Genomic DNA, 18,083 nt, shown 5'->3' on the forward strand with positions numbered 1-18,083 from the left:
TGTAATGACGCAATGGGGGAGCGGCATCTTGGCCCACTGCGGCGGACACGCCAAGCCTTGCATCGGCTCAACCCCGTTTGCCGGCATGATCCGTTCAACCTGCTGTCATCGGATAAGGAGCGTCACATGCAACGCACACTTCGTGGGATCGGCATGCTGGGCATGCTGCTGCTGGGCACGCAGGCAGCTCTGGCACCGGCGCGCACGGTGCCGCGTCCACCACCGGTGACGCCGGTGCTGCAGGTGGCCGGGGCCGAGGTGCCCGTGCAGCTGCGCCAGGTGCGCCTGGACAGCCGCGTGGTGGCCGGCCTGGGAGAGACCCGCATCGAGATGACCTTCTTCAACCCCAACCGCCGTGTGCTGGAAGGCCAGCTTGAGTTTCCGCTGGTCGACGGCCAGCAGGTGGCCGGGTTCGCGCTGGACATCGACGGCGTGCTGCGCGACGCAGTGCCGGTGCCCAAGGCAAAGGGCCGCCAGGTGTTCGAGGCCATCGAGCGGCGCCGGGTCGACCCGGGCCTGCTGGAGCAGACCGCGGGTAACCAGTTCCGCCTGCGCGTATACCCGCTCCCGGCCCAGGGCAGCCGCCGGATCGTGCTCACCTTCCGTGACACCCTGCCCGTGGATGCAAAGGGGTTGCGCTGGGCGGTGCCGCTGCAGTTCGCCCGGGGCGCCGAGGAGGTGGTGTTGCGCATGGAAGCGCGGGGCACGGGTGCACCGACAGCCATCCAGCCCTCGCCCTGGAAATTCGGTGCCGAACAGGGCGCCTATGTTGCGCAGTGGCAGGGGCGCGGTGATGCATTGCCGGCACAGGTGCTGTGGCGGCTGCCGCAGGTGCGGCAGCCCGACGTGGTCACCGGCCTGCACGAGGGGCAGCGCTATCTGCTGGCGCAGGTGCCGGTGCCGGCGCAGGCCACGCCGCGGGTGCTGCCCGGGCGCATCGGGCTGGTGTGGGACGCGTCCGGTTCGGCGCGCCAGCGGGACCGGGCCGCGGAGTTCGCGGTGCTGGACCGTTACTTCGGTGCGCTGGGCACGGGCGAGGTGGAGCTGACCGTACTGCGCGATCGCGCCGAAGCGGCGCGCCGCTTCCGTATCCAGCGCGGCGACTGGAGCGCGCTGCGGACCTACCTGACCGGCCTGCCGCTGGACGGTGCCAGCGCGCTGGGCGCGTGGACCCCGCGCGCCGACATCGGCGAGTACCTGCTGGTCAGCGACGGCCTATCCAACTACGGCACCCCGGCGCCGCCGACATTGGCCGTGGGGCAGCGCCTGTACGCGCTGAGCAGCGCCGGCGCGCGCACCGACGGTGGACGCCTGCGGGCGTGGACGGGGGCCCACCATGGCCAGGCGTTGGTGTTGTCCGGTGTGGCCGAGGTCGAGGCGGTGCTGCCCCTGCTGCTGCAGCAACCGGCGCAGATAGTTGCACTGCGCGGCACCGGCGTGGACCGACTGGTGGCCGATGCGAGCGCGGCCAGCCGGGGCTGGGTGCGGGTATCCGGCCGGGTGCAGCGCGACAATGGCGTGGTGGAGGTGCAGGTGCGCCTGGCCGATGGCCGCGACCACACCCAGCGGATCACGCTGGCCGGTGCCCGCGCACTGGGTGGTGGGCTGGTCGCGCAGGCCTGGGCCGGCGCCACGTTGGCCGGCTACGCCGCCGACCCGGTGGGCAATGCCGCGCGGATCGGCGCGCTGTCGCAGCAGTTCGGGATGGTCGGTGCCGACACCTCACTGCTGGTGCTGGAGACCCTGGACGACTACCTGCGCTATGGCATCCGCGCCCCGGCGCCGCTGCGCGCCGACTACGACCGCCTGCATGCCGTGCGCATCGGCGACGAAACGCAGGCGCGTGCACAGCGCCTGGACCAGATCGCGCTGCAGTTCGCCGAACGCGAGCGCTGGTGGAACACGCGCTGGCCCAAGGGCGCGCCCGCGACCCAACCGGTGCTGGCCAAGGCCGCCCCCATGGCGGTTGCCGCTGCGGATGCCCAGGTCTACATGGAGGCGCGCGTGAGTGACGTGGTCACCCCGCCTTCGCCGCCCGCACCGCCGGCGCCATCGCCACAGATGGCCCCGGCCGCCGCACCGCGGGGCAATCTGGAGAGAATGGCTGTCACCGGCAGCAAGCGCAGCCGCAGCAGCAACAGCGGCGCCATCGCCGTCACGCTGGCTGCCTGGGAACCGGATTCGGCCTATGCCCGCCGCCTGCGCGGTGCTGCGCCGGCGCAGCTGTACGCGCTGTACCTGGCCGAACGCGAGCAGCACAGCGACAGCAGTGCGTTCTATCTGGACGTGGCCGACCTGCTGTTGGCCGCCGGCCAGCGCGAACTGGGCCTGCGCGTGTTGTCCAACCTGGCCGAGATGCAGCTGGAAAACCGCCACGTGCTGCGCGTGCTCGGCTACCGCCTGATGCAGGCCAATGCGCCGGACCTGGCGGTGCCGGTGTTCCGCCAGGTGCTGCGGCTGGGCGAGGAAGAGCCGCAGAGCTTCCGCGACCTGGGTCTGGCGCTGGAGGCCAGCGGCCAGTACCAGCCCGCGCTGGACGCGCTCAACGAGGTAGTGGTGCGTCCCTGGGACAGTCGTTTCGATGGCATCTCGCTGATCGCCCTGGACGAACTCAACACCCTGGCCGCACGCGAACGCGTGGATGCCCGCGCCGTCGATCCGCGGCTGCGCCGGGCGCTGCCGCTGGACCTGCGCGTGGTGCTCAGCTGGGACAGCGACAACAGCGACATGGACTTGTGGGTGACCGACCCCAACGGCGAGCGCGCCTACTACGGCAACCGGCTCACCTATCAGGGCGGGCAGATGTCGCAGGACTTCACCGGCGGCTACGGGCCCGAGCAGTTCTCGCTGCGCGATGCCAAGCCCGGCAAGTACAAGGTGGAGGCGAACTTCTTCGGCAGCCGCGAGCAGCTGGTCACCGGCGCCACCACCCTGAGCCTGCGCCTGAGCACGCACTGGGGCACCGGCAAGCAGCGCGACCAGCAGGTCACGATGCGCCTGAAGGACAACGCCGAGACGGTGCTGGTGGGCGAGTTCGAGGTGCGCTAGCACGCCATTGCGGTTGGACAGGGAGCAGGGCAGGGCGACGCAGGTGACGTCGCCCTGTCTGTACTGGGGCGGGCGGCTACAATCCAGTGTCTGCCCCTTTTTTCCGGCCTTTCTGCATGGACCCTGTCATGGCCCCCGCCACGCCGGTGCGCTGGCGCCCCGCTACCCGTTTGCTGGTCTGGTCGGCGATCCTGCTCACGACTGCGGTCGCCAACGCCTTCGTCGAGGTGATGGATGCCCAGCGCCGCGGCGATGGCCTGGCCCTGTGGGAACCGATGATCTGGGAGCTCAGCAGTGTCGTCATGATCCTGCTGACCCTGCCGTTGCTGTGGTGGGGCTGCCAGCGCTGGCCGCTGCACGCCGATACCTGGAAGCGGCGGCTGCCGGCGTACCTGCTGGCCAGCGTGGTGTGGTCGTTGGTGCATGTGGTGGGGATGATGGCCTTCCGTCACCTGTCCTATGCGGCGCTGGGCCAGCACTACGAAGACGGCTCACCCTGGCCGACGCGGCTGGTGTACGAATACCTCAAGGACGTACGCGCGTTCTTCAGCTTCGTGGCGATCGAACACTTCTTCAGCTGGTTCGGCCGGCGACGGCAGGGCGAGGCGCATCTGCTGGCGGCGCCCGATGACGCGCCCACGGTGGAGCCCGCCGATGTGGCACGTCCCGAACGCTTCCTGGTGCGCAAGCTGGGCCGGGATTTCCTGGTGGCCACCGCCGATATCGAATACGCCCAGGCCGCCGGCAACTACGTCAACCTGCGCGTGCGCGGGCATGACTATCCGTTGCGCAGCACCATGGCGGCGCTGGAGGAGCGGCTGGATCCGGCGATCTTCGTGCGTGCCCACCGCAGTTGGGTGGTGAACGTGCGCCGGCTGGTCTCGATCGAGCCCCTGGACGGCGGTGAGGCGCTGCTGCACATGGACGATGGCGGGCGGGTGCCGTGCAGCCGCCGGCAGCTGCCGTCGTTCCGCCAGGCACTGGCGGCGCAGGCCACCGGCTGACGGCAGCGGGCCGCCAGCCGGCGTGGCACCCCGGATGCCCGGGATGCCGTCAGGCAGCTCAGCGCTTGCCGTCCTTCTTGATCATCGCGTCGATGCGACCGGCGCGGGCTTCCGAGCCCGGGTGCGACGACATCAGGCCACCTTCGCTGGACAGCTTGCGGAACATGCTGGCCAGCGCGGCCGGATCGTAGTTGTGGCGCTTCATGAAGCGGTAGCCGTACTCGTCGGCCGCGCTCTCTTCCTTCTGCGAGAACTGGGCGTTGACGAAGCCTTCGGCCAGCTCGCCGAGCTGGCCCTGGGTCAGCTCGGCGACGTTGGCGTTGCCGGAGGCGGCCAGGGTGTCGCGACCGGCCGAAGTCAGCATGGCGGTGCGCATCTTGGTCTTGCTGTGGCCCAGCTTGACGTGGCCGATTTCGTGGCCGATCACGCCACGCACTTCGTCGTCGGAGGCCATGTCCATCAGGCCCGAGTACACGCGCACGCAGCCGTTGGCCATGGCCCAGGCGTTGACGTCTTCGGTCAGGTAGACCTTGAAGTTGAGGTTCAGGCCGTCTTCGTTGGCCAGGCCCTGGGTGATCTTGGCCAGGCGCTGGGCATACGGGCTGTTGGCCGGTGCGATCTTGTTGTCCTTGTCCATGTACGCGCAGGCCTGGTCGGCGGCCTTGGCCACGTCGGCATCGGACAGGGTCAGGGCCTGGCCGGCCTTCATGCCGGTGCCGGCCAGCGACTTCAGGTCGATGGCCGAGGCGTTGCCAGCGGCGAAGCAGGCCAGGGCCAGCAGAACAGCGGAGGATGACTTCCTCATCGGGTAAAGCTCCATGTAGGTGGTATTGGGGGCGACCGCTGGCGGGGGCCACCGGGCGCGGCAGGAGTCTACCCTCTGGCCCGCCCGGCGTGTTCACCCATCGCTGACGCGGGCCGCCCGGGCGCCACCGCCGCCGGCCGTTGCGGCCTCAAAGCCCCGGATAGGCTATGATGGACAGTCTTTTCGCACGCACTAATTGCCGACATGATCGAGCTCAATCCTGTCCGCCAGCGCATCACCGATCTGACCGATCGCGTGCTGTCGCTCAGGGGGTATCTTTGACTACGACGCCAAGAAAGAGCGTCTGGAAGAAGTAACCCGGGAACTGGAAAACCCGGATATCTGGAACAACGCCGAATACGCCCAGAACCTGGGCCGCGAACGCGCCAACCTTGAAAAGACCGTGGGCGGCATCGCCACGATCCTGGATGGCCTGTCCGAGTCCGGCGAACTGCTGGAACTGGCCGACAGCGAACAGGACGAAGATACCGCCCTGGCCGTGGTCGCCGACCTGGACAAATACCAGAAGCACGTCGAACAGCTGGAATTCCAGCGCATGTTCTCTGGCCAGATGGACAACGCCGCGGCGTTCGTCGACATCCAGGCCGGCGCCGGTGGTACCGAAGCCCAGGACTGGGCCGAGATCCTGCTGCGCATGTACCTGCGCTGGTGCGAATCGCGCGGCTGGAAGACCGAGCTGATGGAAGTGTCCGGTGGCGACGTCGCCGGCATCAAGTCGGCCACGCTGCGCGTCGAAGGCGATTACGCCTACGGCTGGTTGAAGACCGAAACCGGCGTGCACCGCCTGGTGCGCAAGTCGCCGTTCGATTCGGACAACCGCCGCCACACCAGCTTCACCTCGGTGTTCGTGTCGCCGGAAGTCGATGACAACATCGAGATCGACATCAACCCGGCCGACCTGCGCACCGACGTGTACCGGTCCTCCGGTGCCGGTGGCCAGCACGTCAACAAGACCGAATCGGCGGTGCGCATCACGCACATTCCGACCAACACGGTCGTGGCCTGCCAGACCGGCCGCAGCCAGCACCAGAACCGCGACAACGCGATGAAGATGCTGGCCGCCAAGCTGTACGAGCTGGAAATCCAGAAGCGCAACGCCGAGCGTGACGCCGTGGAAGCCACCAAGTCCGACATCGGCTGGGGCAGCCAGATCCGCAACTACGTGCTCGACCAGAGCCGTATCAAGGACCTGCGCACCGGCATCGAACGGTCGGACACGCAGAAGGTGCTGGACGGCGACCTCGACGAGTTCGTCGAAGCCAGCCTGAAGTCCGGCCTGGCCGTGGGTGCCAAACGCACCGACGCCTGACCGTCGGGGCCGCCGCGCGCGGCCCCGATCCGGTGTGCCCGGGCCGCGCCCGGTTTCGCAATCCGCCCCGACCATCGGCATGATGGCGGGGACCGTACCTCCCCCCGACATACATAGACCCACGCCATGAACGATCAGACCGCCGCGCCGCAGCCCCCCGTCGACGAGAACAGCCTCATCGCCGAGCGCCGCGCGAAACTGACCGCCCTGCGCGGGCAGGGCATCGCCTACCCGAACGATTTCCGCCGCGAACAGTTCGCCGGCACCCTGCAGGCCGAGTTCGCCGACGCCGAGCAGTGGACCGCCGAAGCGCTGGAAGCCACCGACCGCCAGGTGAAGATGGCCGGCCGCCTGATGGCCAAGCGCGTCATGGGCAAGGCCAGCTTCGCCCAGATCCAGGACGAGTCCGGCCGCATCCAGCTGTTCCTGCAGGGCAGCACCCTGGGCGATGCCTACACCGCCTTCAAGGGCTGGGACGTGGGCGACATCATCGGCGTGGAAGGCGGGCTGACCCGCACCAAGACCGGCGAACTGTCGGTCAAGGCCACCAGCATCCGCCTGCTGACCAAGTCGCTGCGCCCGCTGCCGGACAAGTGGCACGGCCTGGCCGACGTGGAGCAGCGCTACCGCCAGCGCTACGTGGACCTGATCGTGACCCCGGAGTCGCGCGAGGTGTTCATCAAGCGCTCGCGGATCATCCGCGCCATGCGCGCCTGGCTGGACAGCCGCGACTTCCTGGAAGTCGAAACGCCGATGATGCATTACATCCCCGGCGGCGCCACGGCCAAGCCGTTCACCACCCACCACAACGCGCTGGACCTGGACCTGTACCTGCGCGTGGCCCCGGAGCTGTACCTCAAGCGCCTGGTCGTGGGTGGGCTGGAGCGGGTGTACGAGATCAACCGCAACTTCCGCAATGAAGGCGTGAGCACCCGCCACAATCCGGAATTCACCATGATGGAGCTGTACGAGGCCTACGCCACGTACACCGAAGTGATGGACCTGACCGAGGGCGTGATCCGTGACGTGGCCAGCAAGGTACTGGGCACCACCACGGTGGAGTGGGACGGTGCCACCATCGACCTGGCCCCGGCGTTCCGCCGCTGGCGCATGGACGAGGCGGTGCGCCACCACAACCCGGAGATCAGCGCCGCCGACTGCACCGACCGCGACGCGCTGGCCGCCCATTGCGAGCGCCTGAAGATCCGCATCAAGCCGTCCTATGGCTGGGGCAAGCTGCTGCTGGAGATCTTCGAGGCGACCGTCGAGCACACCCTGGTGCAGCCGACCTTCATCACCGACCACCCGGTCGAGGTGTCTCCGCTGGCCCGCGCCAACGATGACCAGCCGGGCTACACCGACCGCTTCGAGCTGTTCATCAACGGCAAGGAGCTGGCCAATGGCTTCTCCGAGTTGAACGACCCGGAAGACCAGGCCGCCCGCTTCCAGGCCCAGGTGACGGCCAAGGAAGGCGGCGACGACGAGGCCATGCACTACGACGCCGATTACATCCGTGCGCTGGAGTACGGTATGGCGCCGACCGGCGGCCTGGGCATCGGCATCGACCGCCTGGTGATGCTGCTGACCGGCAGCAGTTCGATTCGTGATGTCCTGCTGTTCCCCTACATGCGTCCGGAAAACTGAGACGTACGTCCGGGTGCCCGACACGGGCATCCCGGGCGGGGTTCCGCTGTCGTGGCCGCGCGCGTATCGTTTCTGCGTGGTCATCCGGGCAGTTCTGCGTGATGGCCAGGCAATGATCGAGCAGGGGGCGGGCGTGACGTCCGCCTCACACTGCGGCTACGATCATGAACCGGGCGATCGCGACGGGAGGCGGATCCATGCAAGGTGCCAGTGTGCAGAGTGGCGGAGTATCCTTTCCGCAGCATGTTCCAGTGTGGTCCAGGAAGACGGCGGAAGCAGCCTTGAATATTGTCATCGTTGACGATCAGACGTCCGCGCGCACCATGCTGCGTCATGTCATCGAGGACATCGCGCCCGAACTGAGCGTGCACGACTTCGGCGACCCGCTCACCGCGCTGGCCTGGTGCGAGTCGCACCCGGTCGACCTGCTGCTGCTCGACTACCGCATGCCGGAAATGGACGGGCTGGAATTCGCCCGCCGGTTCCGCCGCCTGCCCAAGCACCGCGACATCCCCGTGATCCTGATCACCGTGGTCGGCGACGAACCCATCCGCCAGGCCGCGCTGGAAGCGGGCGTGATCGATTTCCTGGTCAAGCCGATCCGCCCGCGCGAACTGCGCGCGCGCTGCTACAACCTGCTGCAGCTGCGCCAGCAATCGGAAAACGTCAAACAGCGTGCGCTGTCGCTGGAGCAGCGCCTGCTGGCCAGCATGCACGAAGTGGAAGAGCGTGAACGCGAGACCCTGTCGCGGCTGGCGCGTGCGATCGAGTTCCGTGATGCCGGCACCAGCGCCTACCTGGAGCGCATGGCGCACGTGGCCGGGCTGATCGCCGAACAACTCGGTCTGCCCGAGGAAGAGTGCAAGCTGATCGAAATGGCCGCGCCGCTGCACGACATGGGCAAGATCGCCATTCCCGATGCGGTGCTGCTCAAGCAGGGCAAGCTCAACGAAGAAGAGCTGGCGATCATGCGCCGGCACCCGCGGATCGGCTACGAGCTGCTCAGCGGCAGTCAGAACCGCTTCATCCAGGTGGGCGCGCTGATCGCGCTGCGCCACCATGAGCGATATGACGGCAGCGGGTACCCCGATGGCCTGATCGGCGATGCGATCCCGCTGGAAGCGCGGATCGTGGCGGTGGCCGATGTATTCGACGCACTGATCTCGCCACGCCCGTACAAGGAAGCATGGACGATGGAAGCCACCATGGCCTACCTGTACGCGCAACGCGGCCGCCTGTTCGACCCGCGCTGCGTGGACGCGCTGATGAAGGGCCGCGAGCAGCTGGAAGAAATCTGCGCCCAGCACTCGACCGCCTCGACCCGCCCGGGAATGTGAGATGCAGCCCCTGTACCCGTGGCTGACGCGCCGACTGGCGCAACGTCCGGATACCGAGCACGGCCAGGTGGTCGTGCGGATCGCGCTGATTTCGCTGATCCTGCTGTACGTGCTGCTTGCCGGAGCGCGCAACCATCTGCTGGACCAATACCACGGCGTGCTGGCCACGGCGCTGACCGGGCTGGGCATGTCGTTGTTGTTGCTGGGCTGGCTGCTATGGCGGCCGCAGCGTTCGCACCTGCGCCGGGTGGTTGGCATGTTGGCCGACTATGGGCTGATCGCGCTGGGCATGATCCAGATGGGCGAGCCGCTGGCCTGGGTGTATGCGGTGGTGATGTGGGTGACAGTGGGCAATGGGCTGCGCTATGGCAACCGGTACCTGGCCGCGGCCATTGCGCTGGCGATGCTTGGCTTTGGCACCACCGTGTTGCTGACTCCGTACTGGATGGACAACGCCAGGCTGGCTTTCTTCCTTTGGCTGGGGCTGGCAGTGGTGCCGATGTGCTGCTCGACCCTGCTGCGCCGACGCATGCGAGTGCCCCCCATGAACGACTCTCCCCGCACCGGCCACGCCGGCAAGCAGCACCTGCTGGCCCGCTTCAGGCAGCGCCTGTCCGGCCGGCCCGACAGCGAGCACGCGCAGAACCTGATCCGCATTGCCATCACCGCGCTGTTCATCATCTACCTGGGCTGGCGCTACCTGGAGAACCACGGCGATACGCTGCTGGCCACCTGGCTGATCCTGGCCTTCGAACTGACCGTGTCGGCCGGGCTGCTGGTGGCCATCCTGCTGCAGCCGGGCGTATCGCACGTGCGGCGGGTGATCGGCATGCTCACCGACTACTCCTGCATGGGGCTGATCATGACCATCCAAGGCGAGCCGGCCGCCCCGCTGTATGCGGTGTGCCTGTGGGTCACCATCGGCAACGGCATGCGCTATGGCAGTACCTACCTGCGCGTGGCCACGGCCATGGGCTGCGTGGCCTTCCTGTGCACCATCATGCTGGCGCCGTACTGGCAGCAGCACAGTTACCTGGCGTGGGGGCTGCTGCTGGGCCTGGCGGCGATCCCGCTGTACTTCGATTCGCTGCTGCACGCGCTGACCCGCGCGGTGGCCGAGGCGCGCCAGGCCAACGAAGCCAAGAGCCGCTTCCTGGCCAACATGAGCCACGAATTTCGCACCCCGCTGAACGGCCTGGCCGGCATGACCGAAGTGCTGGCCACCACCCGCCTGGACGAAGAGCAGCGCGAGTGCCTCAACACCATCCAGGCCTCGGCGCGCAGCCTGCTTGCGCTGGTGGAGGAGGTGCTGGACATCTCGGCCATCGAGGCCGGCAAGGTCCGCGTGGAGCGCCACGAATTCGCCCTGGCCGACGTGCTGCAGGCGATCAACCTGATCCTGACCCCGCAGGCGCGCACCAAGGCGCTGGAGTACCGCGTGGTGGTGGACGAGCACGTGCCGCCGCGCCTGTACGGCGATGCCGGCCACCTGCAGCAGATCCTGCTCAACCTGATGGGCAACGCGGTCAAGTTCACCGATGACGGGTTCGTGGAACTGCGCGTGTCGCTGCTGGACGGGCAGGCTGGCGAGCGGGTGATGCTGCGCTTTGAGATCCTCGACAGCGGCATCGGCGTGCCGGCCGCGTTGCGCGAGCGCCTGTTCGACGCGTTCGAGCAGGCCGACGTGGGCCTGGCCCGCCGCCACGAGGGCACCGGGCTCGGCACCTCCATTGCCAAGGGCCTGGTCGAGTCGATGGGCGGCCGCATCGGCTACAGCGCCAACAGTCCGCGTGGCAGCGTGTTCTGGGTGGAAATCGCGCTGGACGTGGCGATGACCCCGGTGCTGTCCGGTGATACCACCGAGAACGGCAACGTCATCGCGTTCTCCAATCCGTTCCTGCGCCACCGCGCCCGGGTGCGCAGCCTGCGCGTGCTGGTGGCCGACGACCATGCGGCCAACCGCATGGTGCTGCAGCGCCTGCTGGAAAAGGCCGGCCACAAAGTGGTCTGCGTCAATGGCGGCGAACAGGTGCTGGACATGCTGGAACAGTCCGACTTCGACACCGCCATCGTCGACCTGCACATGCCGGGCATGAGCGGGCTGGACCTGCTCAAGCAGCTGCGGGTGATGCAGGCCAGCGGCATGCCCTACATCCCGGTGATGGTGCTCAGTGCGGATGTTACCCCCGATTCGATCCTGCGCTGCGAACAGGCCGGTGCGCGCGCGTTCCTGGCCAAGCCGGTGGTGGCGACGCGGTTGCTGGACATCCTGGCCGACATCGCCGCCAACACCCGGCCCGAGCCGGGTATCCAGGCGGTGCCCGCCGCGCCGGTGGTGGCCGGCGCACTCGATCCGGCGGTGCTCGACGAGCTGGCCGCGCTGGGCATGGGGGAGGGGTTTGAAAAGCAGTTCATCGCCCAGTGCCTGAGCGATGTCGACGGCTGCATGGCCCGCATCCAGGCCAGTGGTGAACAGCAGGCCTGGGATCAGCTGCGCGAACACGCCCACGCGCTGCGTGGGGTGGCCAGCAACCTCGGCCTGGTACAGGTGGCCAGCGCCGGGGGTGAACTGATGCGCATGCCCGACTGGCAGCTCAAGGCCGAATGGACCCCGCGTGCGGCCACGCTGGGCAATGCGTTGCGGCAGGGAAGGAAGGCACTCGACGCCCGGGCTGTCGCCCTGCGGCAGTCCGATGGCGATGAGTGCACGCCCTCCTGAACATGGCCAGGCTCAGCCGGCATCACCATTGCGCCGTCCTTGTGCACGCACCAGCCGGTCCATCGTACGCAGCGACTTTTCGCCCAGCTGCATGGCCGTGTCGACCCAGATCTCGGTGATCCGCATCATTTCGTGCAGCGGCACCATGCTGGACACTTCCGACACTTCGCGCATGGCCGCCCAGGCGTGCGGAATGCGCTTGCTGTCCTTGATCACCCGTTCGACCGCGGCGACGCCTTCACCGACCGGCACCACCACGTCCACCAGGCCCATCTCGTGCAGCTGGCGTGCGGTGTAGAGGTTGCCTTCCAGCATGATCTTCTCGGCCAGGCGCGGGCTGATCCGCTGGCACATGAAGGAGTAGGCGCCCATGCCCGGGAACAGGTCGAACAGCACTTCGGGCAGGCCCATCAGCACGCCTTCCTCGGCCACGATGGTGTGGCAGCTCAGGGCCGCCTCGAAGCCACCGCCGAGCGCGTTGCCCTGCACCAGCGCGATGCTGTGCGCACGCACGCCCAGGCCGGCGTGGAACGCGTGCACCCCACGCACGCAGCGCTGGGCATAGTCGAGCAGGCGCGGGCGGTCGCCCTCGCGGATGAGGCGGCAGAACAGTTCCAGGTCGCCACCCAGGTTGAACACATCACTGTCCGAGGCCAGCACCACGTGCGGGGACAGCGCGTGGGAGATGCTCAGGCGCTCGCCGAGCTCGCGCTGGTAGCCCACGATATCGTCCACCAGCCGCGAAGCGAAGCAGGGGCGGCCGGGGTTGTCGACCAGGTTGGCGTGCATGTGGATCCAGTACACGTCACGGTGCGCTTCTTCGGTGATGCGCAGGGTCGGGTGCAGCTGCGGGCGGGGGGCAAAGGGATGGACTGCAGACATGGGAGTTCTCCGTAAGACCGTCCGGCCGACCGCATTGCGGACGGAGAATGAAGGGGGCGAGCAGAACGTGCGGCGGCGAGTGATTCTATGCGCGGGGTGTGAACCGCCCGCAAGCGGGGCTGGTACCGCCCGGCCGCCGCGCCGTCCCAGGGAGCACCCGGCACGGCCCGCCTTGGCAAGGCGAGGCCGGCAAACCCCTGCGGGGCGGGGCATCCTGCGGCGCGCAGGGGCTGGCACAGGGCCTGGCGCTACGTTTCGGAATTTGATAAATATGGAGGGTGGAGGCTGCGTACGTTACCGGTGGCCGGGGCGGGCGCGCCGATGCAGCGCGGGGTCCATGGCGCACTTCGGCGACGGCCATGCGTTCGCCGCGACGATCTGATGCATCGGCAGAGGTTGGGAGCCGACCCTACCAGTACCACCGCCCTTGGCAGCGGCATGTCGTCCTTCCGACCGGAGGCGCGCCAATCAAAAACCCCCGCCGTTTCCGGCAGGGGTCCTGTTCGTCATCGCTGTCCGCACATCCTTACGGGGCAGGCGTATCGCGCAGTTCGCGGCGCAGGATCTTGCCGACGTTGGTCTTCGGCAGTTCCTTGCGGAACTCCACGATCCGCGGGTGCTTGTAACCGGTCAGGTTGGCCCGGGCGTGTTCCTTGACCATCTCGGCGGTCAGGTTCGGGTCCTTCTTGACGATGACCACCTTGACCACTTCGCCGGACTTCTCATCAGGCACGCCGACTGCGGCCACTTCGAGCACGCCGGGCATCATCGCGATGACGTCTTCGACCTCGTTGGGGTACACGTTGAAGCCGGACACCAGGATCATGTCCTTCTTGCGGTCGACGATGTAGAAGAAGCCGTGCTCGTCCATCCGCGCCATGTCGCCGGTGTGCAGCCAGCCGTCGGCGTCGATGGCCTGGGCGGTTTCTTCCGGCCGCTGCCAGTAGCCCTTCATCACCTGCGGGCCCTTGATGCACAGCTCGCCCACTTCGCCCGGGGTCAGGGTCTTGCCGTTGTCATCCTTGACGCACGCATCGGTGGACGGGATCGGCAGGCCGATCGCGCCGTTGTACTCGGCCAGGTTGAGCGGATTGATGCAGGCGGCCGGTGAGGTTTCGGTGAGGCCATAGGCTTCCACCAGCGTCACGCCCGTGGCCTTCTTCCAGCGCTCGGCAACCGCGCGCTGCACGGCCATGCCGCCGCCCAGGGTGAACTTCACGGTCGAGAAGTCGATCTCGTCGAAACCGGGCGTGTTGAGCAGGCCGTTGAACAGCGTGTTGACGCCGGTGATGGCGGTGAAGCGGGTGGCCTTGAGCTCCTTGACGAAACCCTTCATGTCGCGCGGGTTGGTGATCAGGTGGTTGCAGCCACCGAACTTCATGAAGACCAGGCCGTTCGCCGTCAATGCGAAGATGTGGTACAGCGGCAGCGCCGTGATGATCACTTCCTTGCCCGGCTCGATGCCGGACGTGGACAGCCACGCCGAGGCCTGCTGCATGTTGGCGATCAGGTTGCGGTTGGTGAGCATGGCGCCCTTGGCCACGCCCGTGGTGCCGCCGGTGTATTGCAGGAAGGCCACATCCTCGTGGTCGATCTCGACCTTGGGCAGGGTATGGCGGCTGCCCAGCTTGAGCGCCTGGTTGAACCGCACCGCGCCGCGGATGCTGTAGTTGGGCACCATCTTCTTGATGTACTTCAGCACGAAGTTCACCAGCAGGCCCTTGGCGCCGAGCATGTCGCCCAGGCCGGTGGTGATGACCTGCTTGATCGGGGTGTCGGCAATGACCTGCTGGACGGTGTCGCCGAAGTTGTCGACCACCACCAGCACCGCGGCGCCCGAATCCACCAGCTGGTGCTTGAGCTCGCGCGCGGTGTACAGCGGGTTGACGTTGACCACGGTGAGGCCGGCGCGCAGCACGCCGAAGGTGGCCACCGGGTACTGCAGGCAGTTGGGCATCATCAGGGCGACGCGATCGCCCTTTTTGAGCTGCAGCTCGCCGAGCAGGTAGGCAGCGAACTGCTCGACCAGCGCGTCGGTTTCACCGTAGGTGAGCTGCTTGCCGAAACTGGAGTAGGCGGGACGGTCGCGGTACTTGGCCACCGAGGTATCGAACACGGCAGAGACCGAAGCGAACTCGTTGACGTCGATCTCGGCAGGTACGCCGTTGGGATAGCTCTGCAGCCAGGGACGTTCCAGACTCATATTCCCCCTCCAGGAATCGTTGATGAAAGTGTGTGCTGGCCCTGAGTATCCGCCAGTTCACGTCCGGGCAGCATACCGGGCCGGATGGAAAAGGCGAAGGGGGCGTGAAGGGGCGGCGATCCGCCGTGGGGGCGGCCGCATGCGGCCACGAACCGGTGGACCACGGCCGTGGCGCGCCACGACCGTTGGTCGTGGCGCTATCGCGGCAGCCCCGACCAACGGCCGGGGCCTACCGCTGGGGTCAGCCCTTGGCTGCCAGTTGGCGCAGCACGTACTGCAGCAGGCCGCCGTGCTTGAAGTACTCCACTTCCTTCGGCGTCAGCAGCATGACGTGGACCTCGAAGGTCTTCGCCGTGCCATCGGCCTTGGTCGCGGTCACCGTGGCCGTCTTGCTGGCACCATCGTTCAAGCCGGTGATATCGATGGTTTCCGAGCCGTCCAGGCCCAGGCTCTGCGCGTTCTCGCCGGCCTTGAACTGCAGCGGCAGCACGCCCATGCCCACCAGGTTGGAGCGGTGGATGCGCTCGAAGCTCTCGGTGATCACGGCCTTGACGCCCAGCAGGTTGGTGCCCTTGGCCGCCCAGTCACGCGACGAGCCGGTGCCGTATTCCTTGCCGGCGAACACCACCAGCGGCACGCCGTCGGCCTTGTACTTCATGGCCGCGTCGTAGATCGCCAGCTTCTGCGGCTCGCCACCGCCGGCGGGGAAGTACAGCGTGTTGCCGCCTTCCTCGCCCCCGAACATCAGGTTCTTGATGCGAATGTTGGCGAACGTACCGCGCACCATGACGTCATCGTTGCCGCGGCGGCTGCCGTAGCTGTTGAAGTCGGCCGGCTGCACGCCGCGCTCCTGCAGGAAGCGGCCCGCCGGCGAGTCCTTCTTGATGTTGCCGGCCGGGGAGATGTGGTCGGTGGTGATCGAGTCGCCGAACAGGCCCATCACCCGTGCGCCGTGCACGTCGTCGACGTGACCGACCTGCATGGTCATGCCGTCGAAGTAGGGCGGATTCTTGATGTAGGTCGATGCGCCGTCCCATGCGTACAGGTCGCCGTCCGGCGAAGCGATGGTGTTCCAGCGGGTGTCGCCCTTGAACACGTCGGCGTAGTTCTGCTTGAACATCTCCGGCCCGATGGTTGCGGCGATCACATCGCCGATTTCCTTGTTGCTCGGCCAGATGTCGCGCAGGTACACCGGGTTGCCGTCGCGGTCCTTGCCCAGCGGCTCGGTGGTCAGGTCGATGTCGGTTGTGCCGGCAATCGCGTAGGCCACCACCAGGGGCGGGCTGGCCAGGTAGTTCATTTTGACTTCCGGGTGCACGCGGCCTTCGAAGTTGCGGTTGCCCGACAACACCGAGGTCACCACCAGGTCGCCGGCGGCGATCCCGGCGCTCACTTCGGCCGGGAGCGGGCCGGAGTTGCCGATGCAGGTGGTGCAGCCGTAGCCGACCACGTAGAAGCCGATCTTTTCCAGCTCGGTGAGCACACCGGCCTTTTCAAGGTAATCGGTGACCACGCGCGAGCCTGGGCCAAGCGAAGTCTTTACCCACGGCTTGCGGTCCAGGCCCTTGGCGGCCGCGTTGCGCGCGAGCAGGCCTGCACCGATCATCACCGCCGGATTGGAGGTGTTGGTGCACGAGGTGATCGCGGCGATCACCACCGCGCCATCCTTCAGGCGGAATGTCGTGCCGTCCAGTTCCACATCGCTGTAGCCCTTGGCCAGCTGTTCGTTGCCGACCGCCGCGCCGCCGCCTTCGTTGACGAAGTTGGAGACATCCTCAGTGCGCTTGTCGCGGTTGGTGGTCAGCCCCACCAGGCTGTCGCGGTAGTTCTGCTTGACGTCTTCCAGCAGCACGCGGTCCTGCGGGCGCTTGGGGCCGGCCAGCGACGGCTTGACCGTGCCCATGTCCAGTTCCAGCGTGGCGCTGTAGCTGGCGTGCGTGGTCTGCGCGTCGTGCCACAGGCCCTGCGCCTTGGCGTAGGCCTCGACCAGCGCGATCTGCTCTTCGCTGCGACCGGACAGGCGCAGGTAGTTCAGTGATTCTTCGTCGATCGGGAAGATGCCGCAGGTGGCGCCGTATTCCGGGGCCATGTTGCCGATCGTGGCGCGGTCGGCCAGCGGCAGGTGCTGCAGGCCTTCGCCGAAGAACTCGACGAACTTGCCGACCACGCCATGCTTGCGCAGCTGCTGGGTAACGGTGAGCACCAGGTCGGTGGCGGTGGCGCCCTCGGGCAGCTTGCCGGTGAGCTTGAAGCCCACCACCTGCGGGATCAGCATCGAGGAGGGCTGGCCGAGCATGGCCGCCTCGGCCTCGATGCCGCCCACGCCCCAGCCGAGCACACCGATGCCGTTGATCATGGTGGTATGGCTGTCGGTGCCGAACACGGTGTCGGGGTAGGCGACCGGCGTACCGTCCTTGTCGGCGGTCATCACCACGCGCGCCAGGTTCTCCAGGTTTACCTGGTGGACGATGCCGGTGTTCGGCGGCACCACTTTGAAGTTGTCGAAGGCCTTCTGGCCCCAGCGCAGGAAGCCGTAGCGCTCCATGTTGCGCTGGAATTCGATCTTGCCGTTGAGGTCCAGCGCGTCGGGCGTGCCGAACACGTCCACCTGCACCGAATGGTCGATCACCAGCTCCGACGGAATCTGCGGATTGATCTGTTCCGGGCGGCCGCCCAGCTTGACCACCGCATCACGCATCGCAGCCAGGTCGACCACGCAGGGCACGCCGGTGAAATCCTGCAGGACCACGCGCGCGGGCATGAAGGCAATCTCGATGTCCGGCTCGGCGGTCGGGTTCCAGCGGGCCACCGCCTCGATGTGGTCGCGGCCGACCGTGGCGCCGCCGTCCTCGTGCCGGAGCAGGTTCTCCAGCAGGATCTTCATCGAGTAGGGCAGGCGGGAGATGTCGAACTGCTGTCCGAGCTTGGGCAGGCTGAAGTAGTCGTAGGTCGTGCCGCCGACGTCCAGCTGGCTGCGGGTGGAGAACGAATCGCTCATGCGGGGTGACTCCTCTTGCGGATGGCTTGCGTTGGCCCGCCCGAGGCAGGCCTGCTTGCGTTCGCCGTTGGCCCATAGGCCCGGTGACCGTTCCGAGTATGAACGATTCAGCC

General features: G+C 67.4%; 10 protein-coding genes. 6 read left to right on the plus strand and 4 right to left on the minus strand.

Annotation, left to right across the window (positions count from 1 at the left end; all coding sequences use genetic code 11):
* Positions 1-126: 126 nt before the first annotated feature.
* Both GQ674_RS08175 and GQ674_RS08180 read left to right on the plus strand, forming a co-directional pair.
* Positions 127-3,048, plus strand: a complete 2,922-nt coding sequence (locus GQ674_RS08175; RefSeq protein WP_159496659.1) for a VIT domain-containing protein — start codon at positions 127-129, stop codon at positions 3,046-3,048.
* Positions 3,049-3,176: 128 nt separating this feature from the next.
* Positions 3,177-4,052: a LytTR family DNA-binding domain-containing protein gene (locus GQ674_RS08180; RefSeq protein ID WP_159496660.1), complete on the plus strand. Its 876-nt coding sequence runs from the start codon at positions 3,177-3,179 to the stop codon at positions 4,050-4,052.
* Between the two features lie 58 nt (positions 4,053-4,110).
* Here the strand turns inward: GQ674_RS08180 and GQ674_RS08185 are convergent, their stop codons facing one another.
* Positions 4,111-4,857, minus strand: a complete 747-nt coding sequence (locus tag GQ674_RS08185) for a M48 family metallopeptidase (protein WP_159496661.1) — start codon at positions 4,855-4,857, stop codon at positions 4,111-4,113.
* Positions 4,858-5,061: 204 nt separating this feature from the next.
* Between GQ674_RS08185 and prfB the strand changes: the two genes are divergently transcribed.
* The 4 genes from prfB to GQ674_RS08205 all read left to right on the plus strand — a co-directional run bounded on the left by prfB (position 5,062) and on the right by GQ674_RS08205 (position 11,887).
* Positions 5,062-6,187 (plus strand): peptide chain release factor 2 gene (gene prfB / locus GQ674_RS08190; RefSeq protein ID WP_102100629.1). Its coding sequence is split into 2 segments (ribosomal slippage): positions 5,062-5,136 and positions 5,138-6,187, totalling 1,125 coding nucleotides; the frame shifts between segments, so codons are not numbered across the junction.
* A gap of 126 nt (positions 6,188-6,313) precedes the next feature.
* A complete protein-coding gene (lysS, locus tag GQ674_RS08195; RefSeq protein ID WP_038688552.1) occupies positions 6,314-7,831 on the plus strand; it encodes a lysine--tRNA ligase in 1,518 nt (505 codons plus the stop codon).
* 197 nt (positions 7,832-8,028) lie between these two features.
* Positions 8,029-9,168: a two-component system response regulator gene (locus GQ674_RS08200; RefSeq protein WP_038688550.1), complete on the plus strand. Its 1,140-nt coding sequence runs from the start codon at positions 8,029-8,031 to the stop codon at positions 9,166-9,168.
* Positions 9,169-9,712: 544 nt separating this feature from the next.
* Positions 9,713-11,887: a response regulator gene (locus GQ674_RS08205; protein WP_201290263.1), complete on the plus strand. Its 2,175-nt coding sequence runs from the start codon at positions 9,713-9,715 to the stop codon at positions 11,885-11,887.
* Positions 11,888-11,899: 12 nt separating this feature from the next.
* Here the strand turns inward: GQ674_RS08205 and GQ674_RS08210 are convergent, their stop codons facing one another.
* From GQ674_RS08210 to acnA, 3 genes are all read right to left on the minus strand, one after another.
* A complete protein-coding gene (locus GQ674_RS08210) occupies positions 11,900-12,769 on the minus strand; it encodes a crotonase/enoyl-CoA hydratase family protein (RefSeq protein ID WP_128098049.1) in 870 nt (289 codons plus the stop codon).
* Positions 12,770-13,295: 526 nt separating this feature from the next.
* Positions 13,296-14,972, minus strand: coding sequence for a long-chain fatty acid--CoA ligase (locus tag GQ674_RS08215; protein WP_128096851.1), 1,677 nt, complete (start codon positions 14,970-14,972; stop codon positions 13,296-13,298).
* Positions 14,973-15,213: 241 nt separating this feature from the next.
* Positions 15,214-17,970 carry an aconitate hydratase AcnA gene (acnA, locus tag GQ674_RS08220; RefSeq protein ID WP_159496663.1) on the minus strand — a complete coding sequence of 919 codons (2,757 nt, stop codon included), beginning with the start codon at positions 17,968-17,970 and terminating at the stop codon, positions 15,214-15,216.
* Positions 17,971-18,083 lie beyond the last annotated feature (113 nt).

It is taken from the genome of Stenotrophomonas sp. 364, from assembly GCF_009832905.1.
In the GTDB taxonomy this organism is placed as follows: domain Bacteria; phylum Pseudomonadota; class Gammaproteobacteria; order Xanthomonadales; family Xanthomonadaceae; genus Stenotrophomonas; species Stenotrophomonas maltophilia_AP.

Bases quoted from the DNA above. Each gene is read 5' to 3' on its own strand.
- GQ674_RS08175 (WP_159496659.1), top strand. From the start codon at position 127: ATGCAACGCACACTTCGTGGGATCGGCATGCTGGGCATGCTGCTGCTG.
- GQ674_RS08180 (WP_159496660.1), top strand. From the start codon at position 3,177: ATGGCCCCCGCCACGCCGGTGCGCTGGCGCCCCGCTACCCGTTTGCTG.
- GQ674_RS08185 (WP_159496661.1), bottom strand. From the start codon at position 4,857: ATGAGGAAGTCATCCTCCGCTGTTCTGCTGGCCCTGGCCTGCTTCGCC.
- lysS (WP_038688552.1), top strand. From the start codon at position 6,314: ATGAACGATCAGACCGCCGCGCCGCAGCCCCCCGTCGACGAGAACAGC.
- GQ674_RS08200 (WP_038688550.1), top strand. From the start codon at position 8,029: ATGCAAGGTGCCAGTGTGCAGAGTGGCGGAGTATCCTTTCCGCAGCAT.
- GQ674_RS08205 (WP_201290263.1), top strand. From the start codon at position 9,713: ATGAACGACTCTCCCCGCACCGGCCACGCCGGCAAGCAGCACCTGCTG.
- GQ674_RS08210 (WP_128098049.1), bottom strand. From the start codon at position 12,769: ATGTCTGCAGTCCATCCCTTTGCCCCCCGCCCGCAGCTGCACCCGACC.
- GQ674_RS08215 (WP_128096851.1), bottom strand. From the start codon at position 14,972: ATGAGTCTGGAACGTCCCTGGCTGCAGAGCTATCCCAACGGCGTACCT.
- acnA (WP_159496663.1), bottom strand. From the start codon at position 17,970: ATGAGCGATTCGTTCTCCACCCGCAGCCAGCTGGACGTCGGCGGCACG.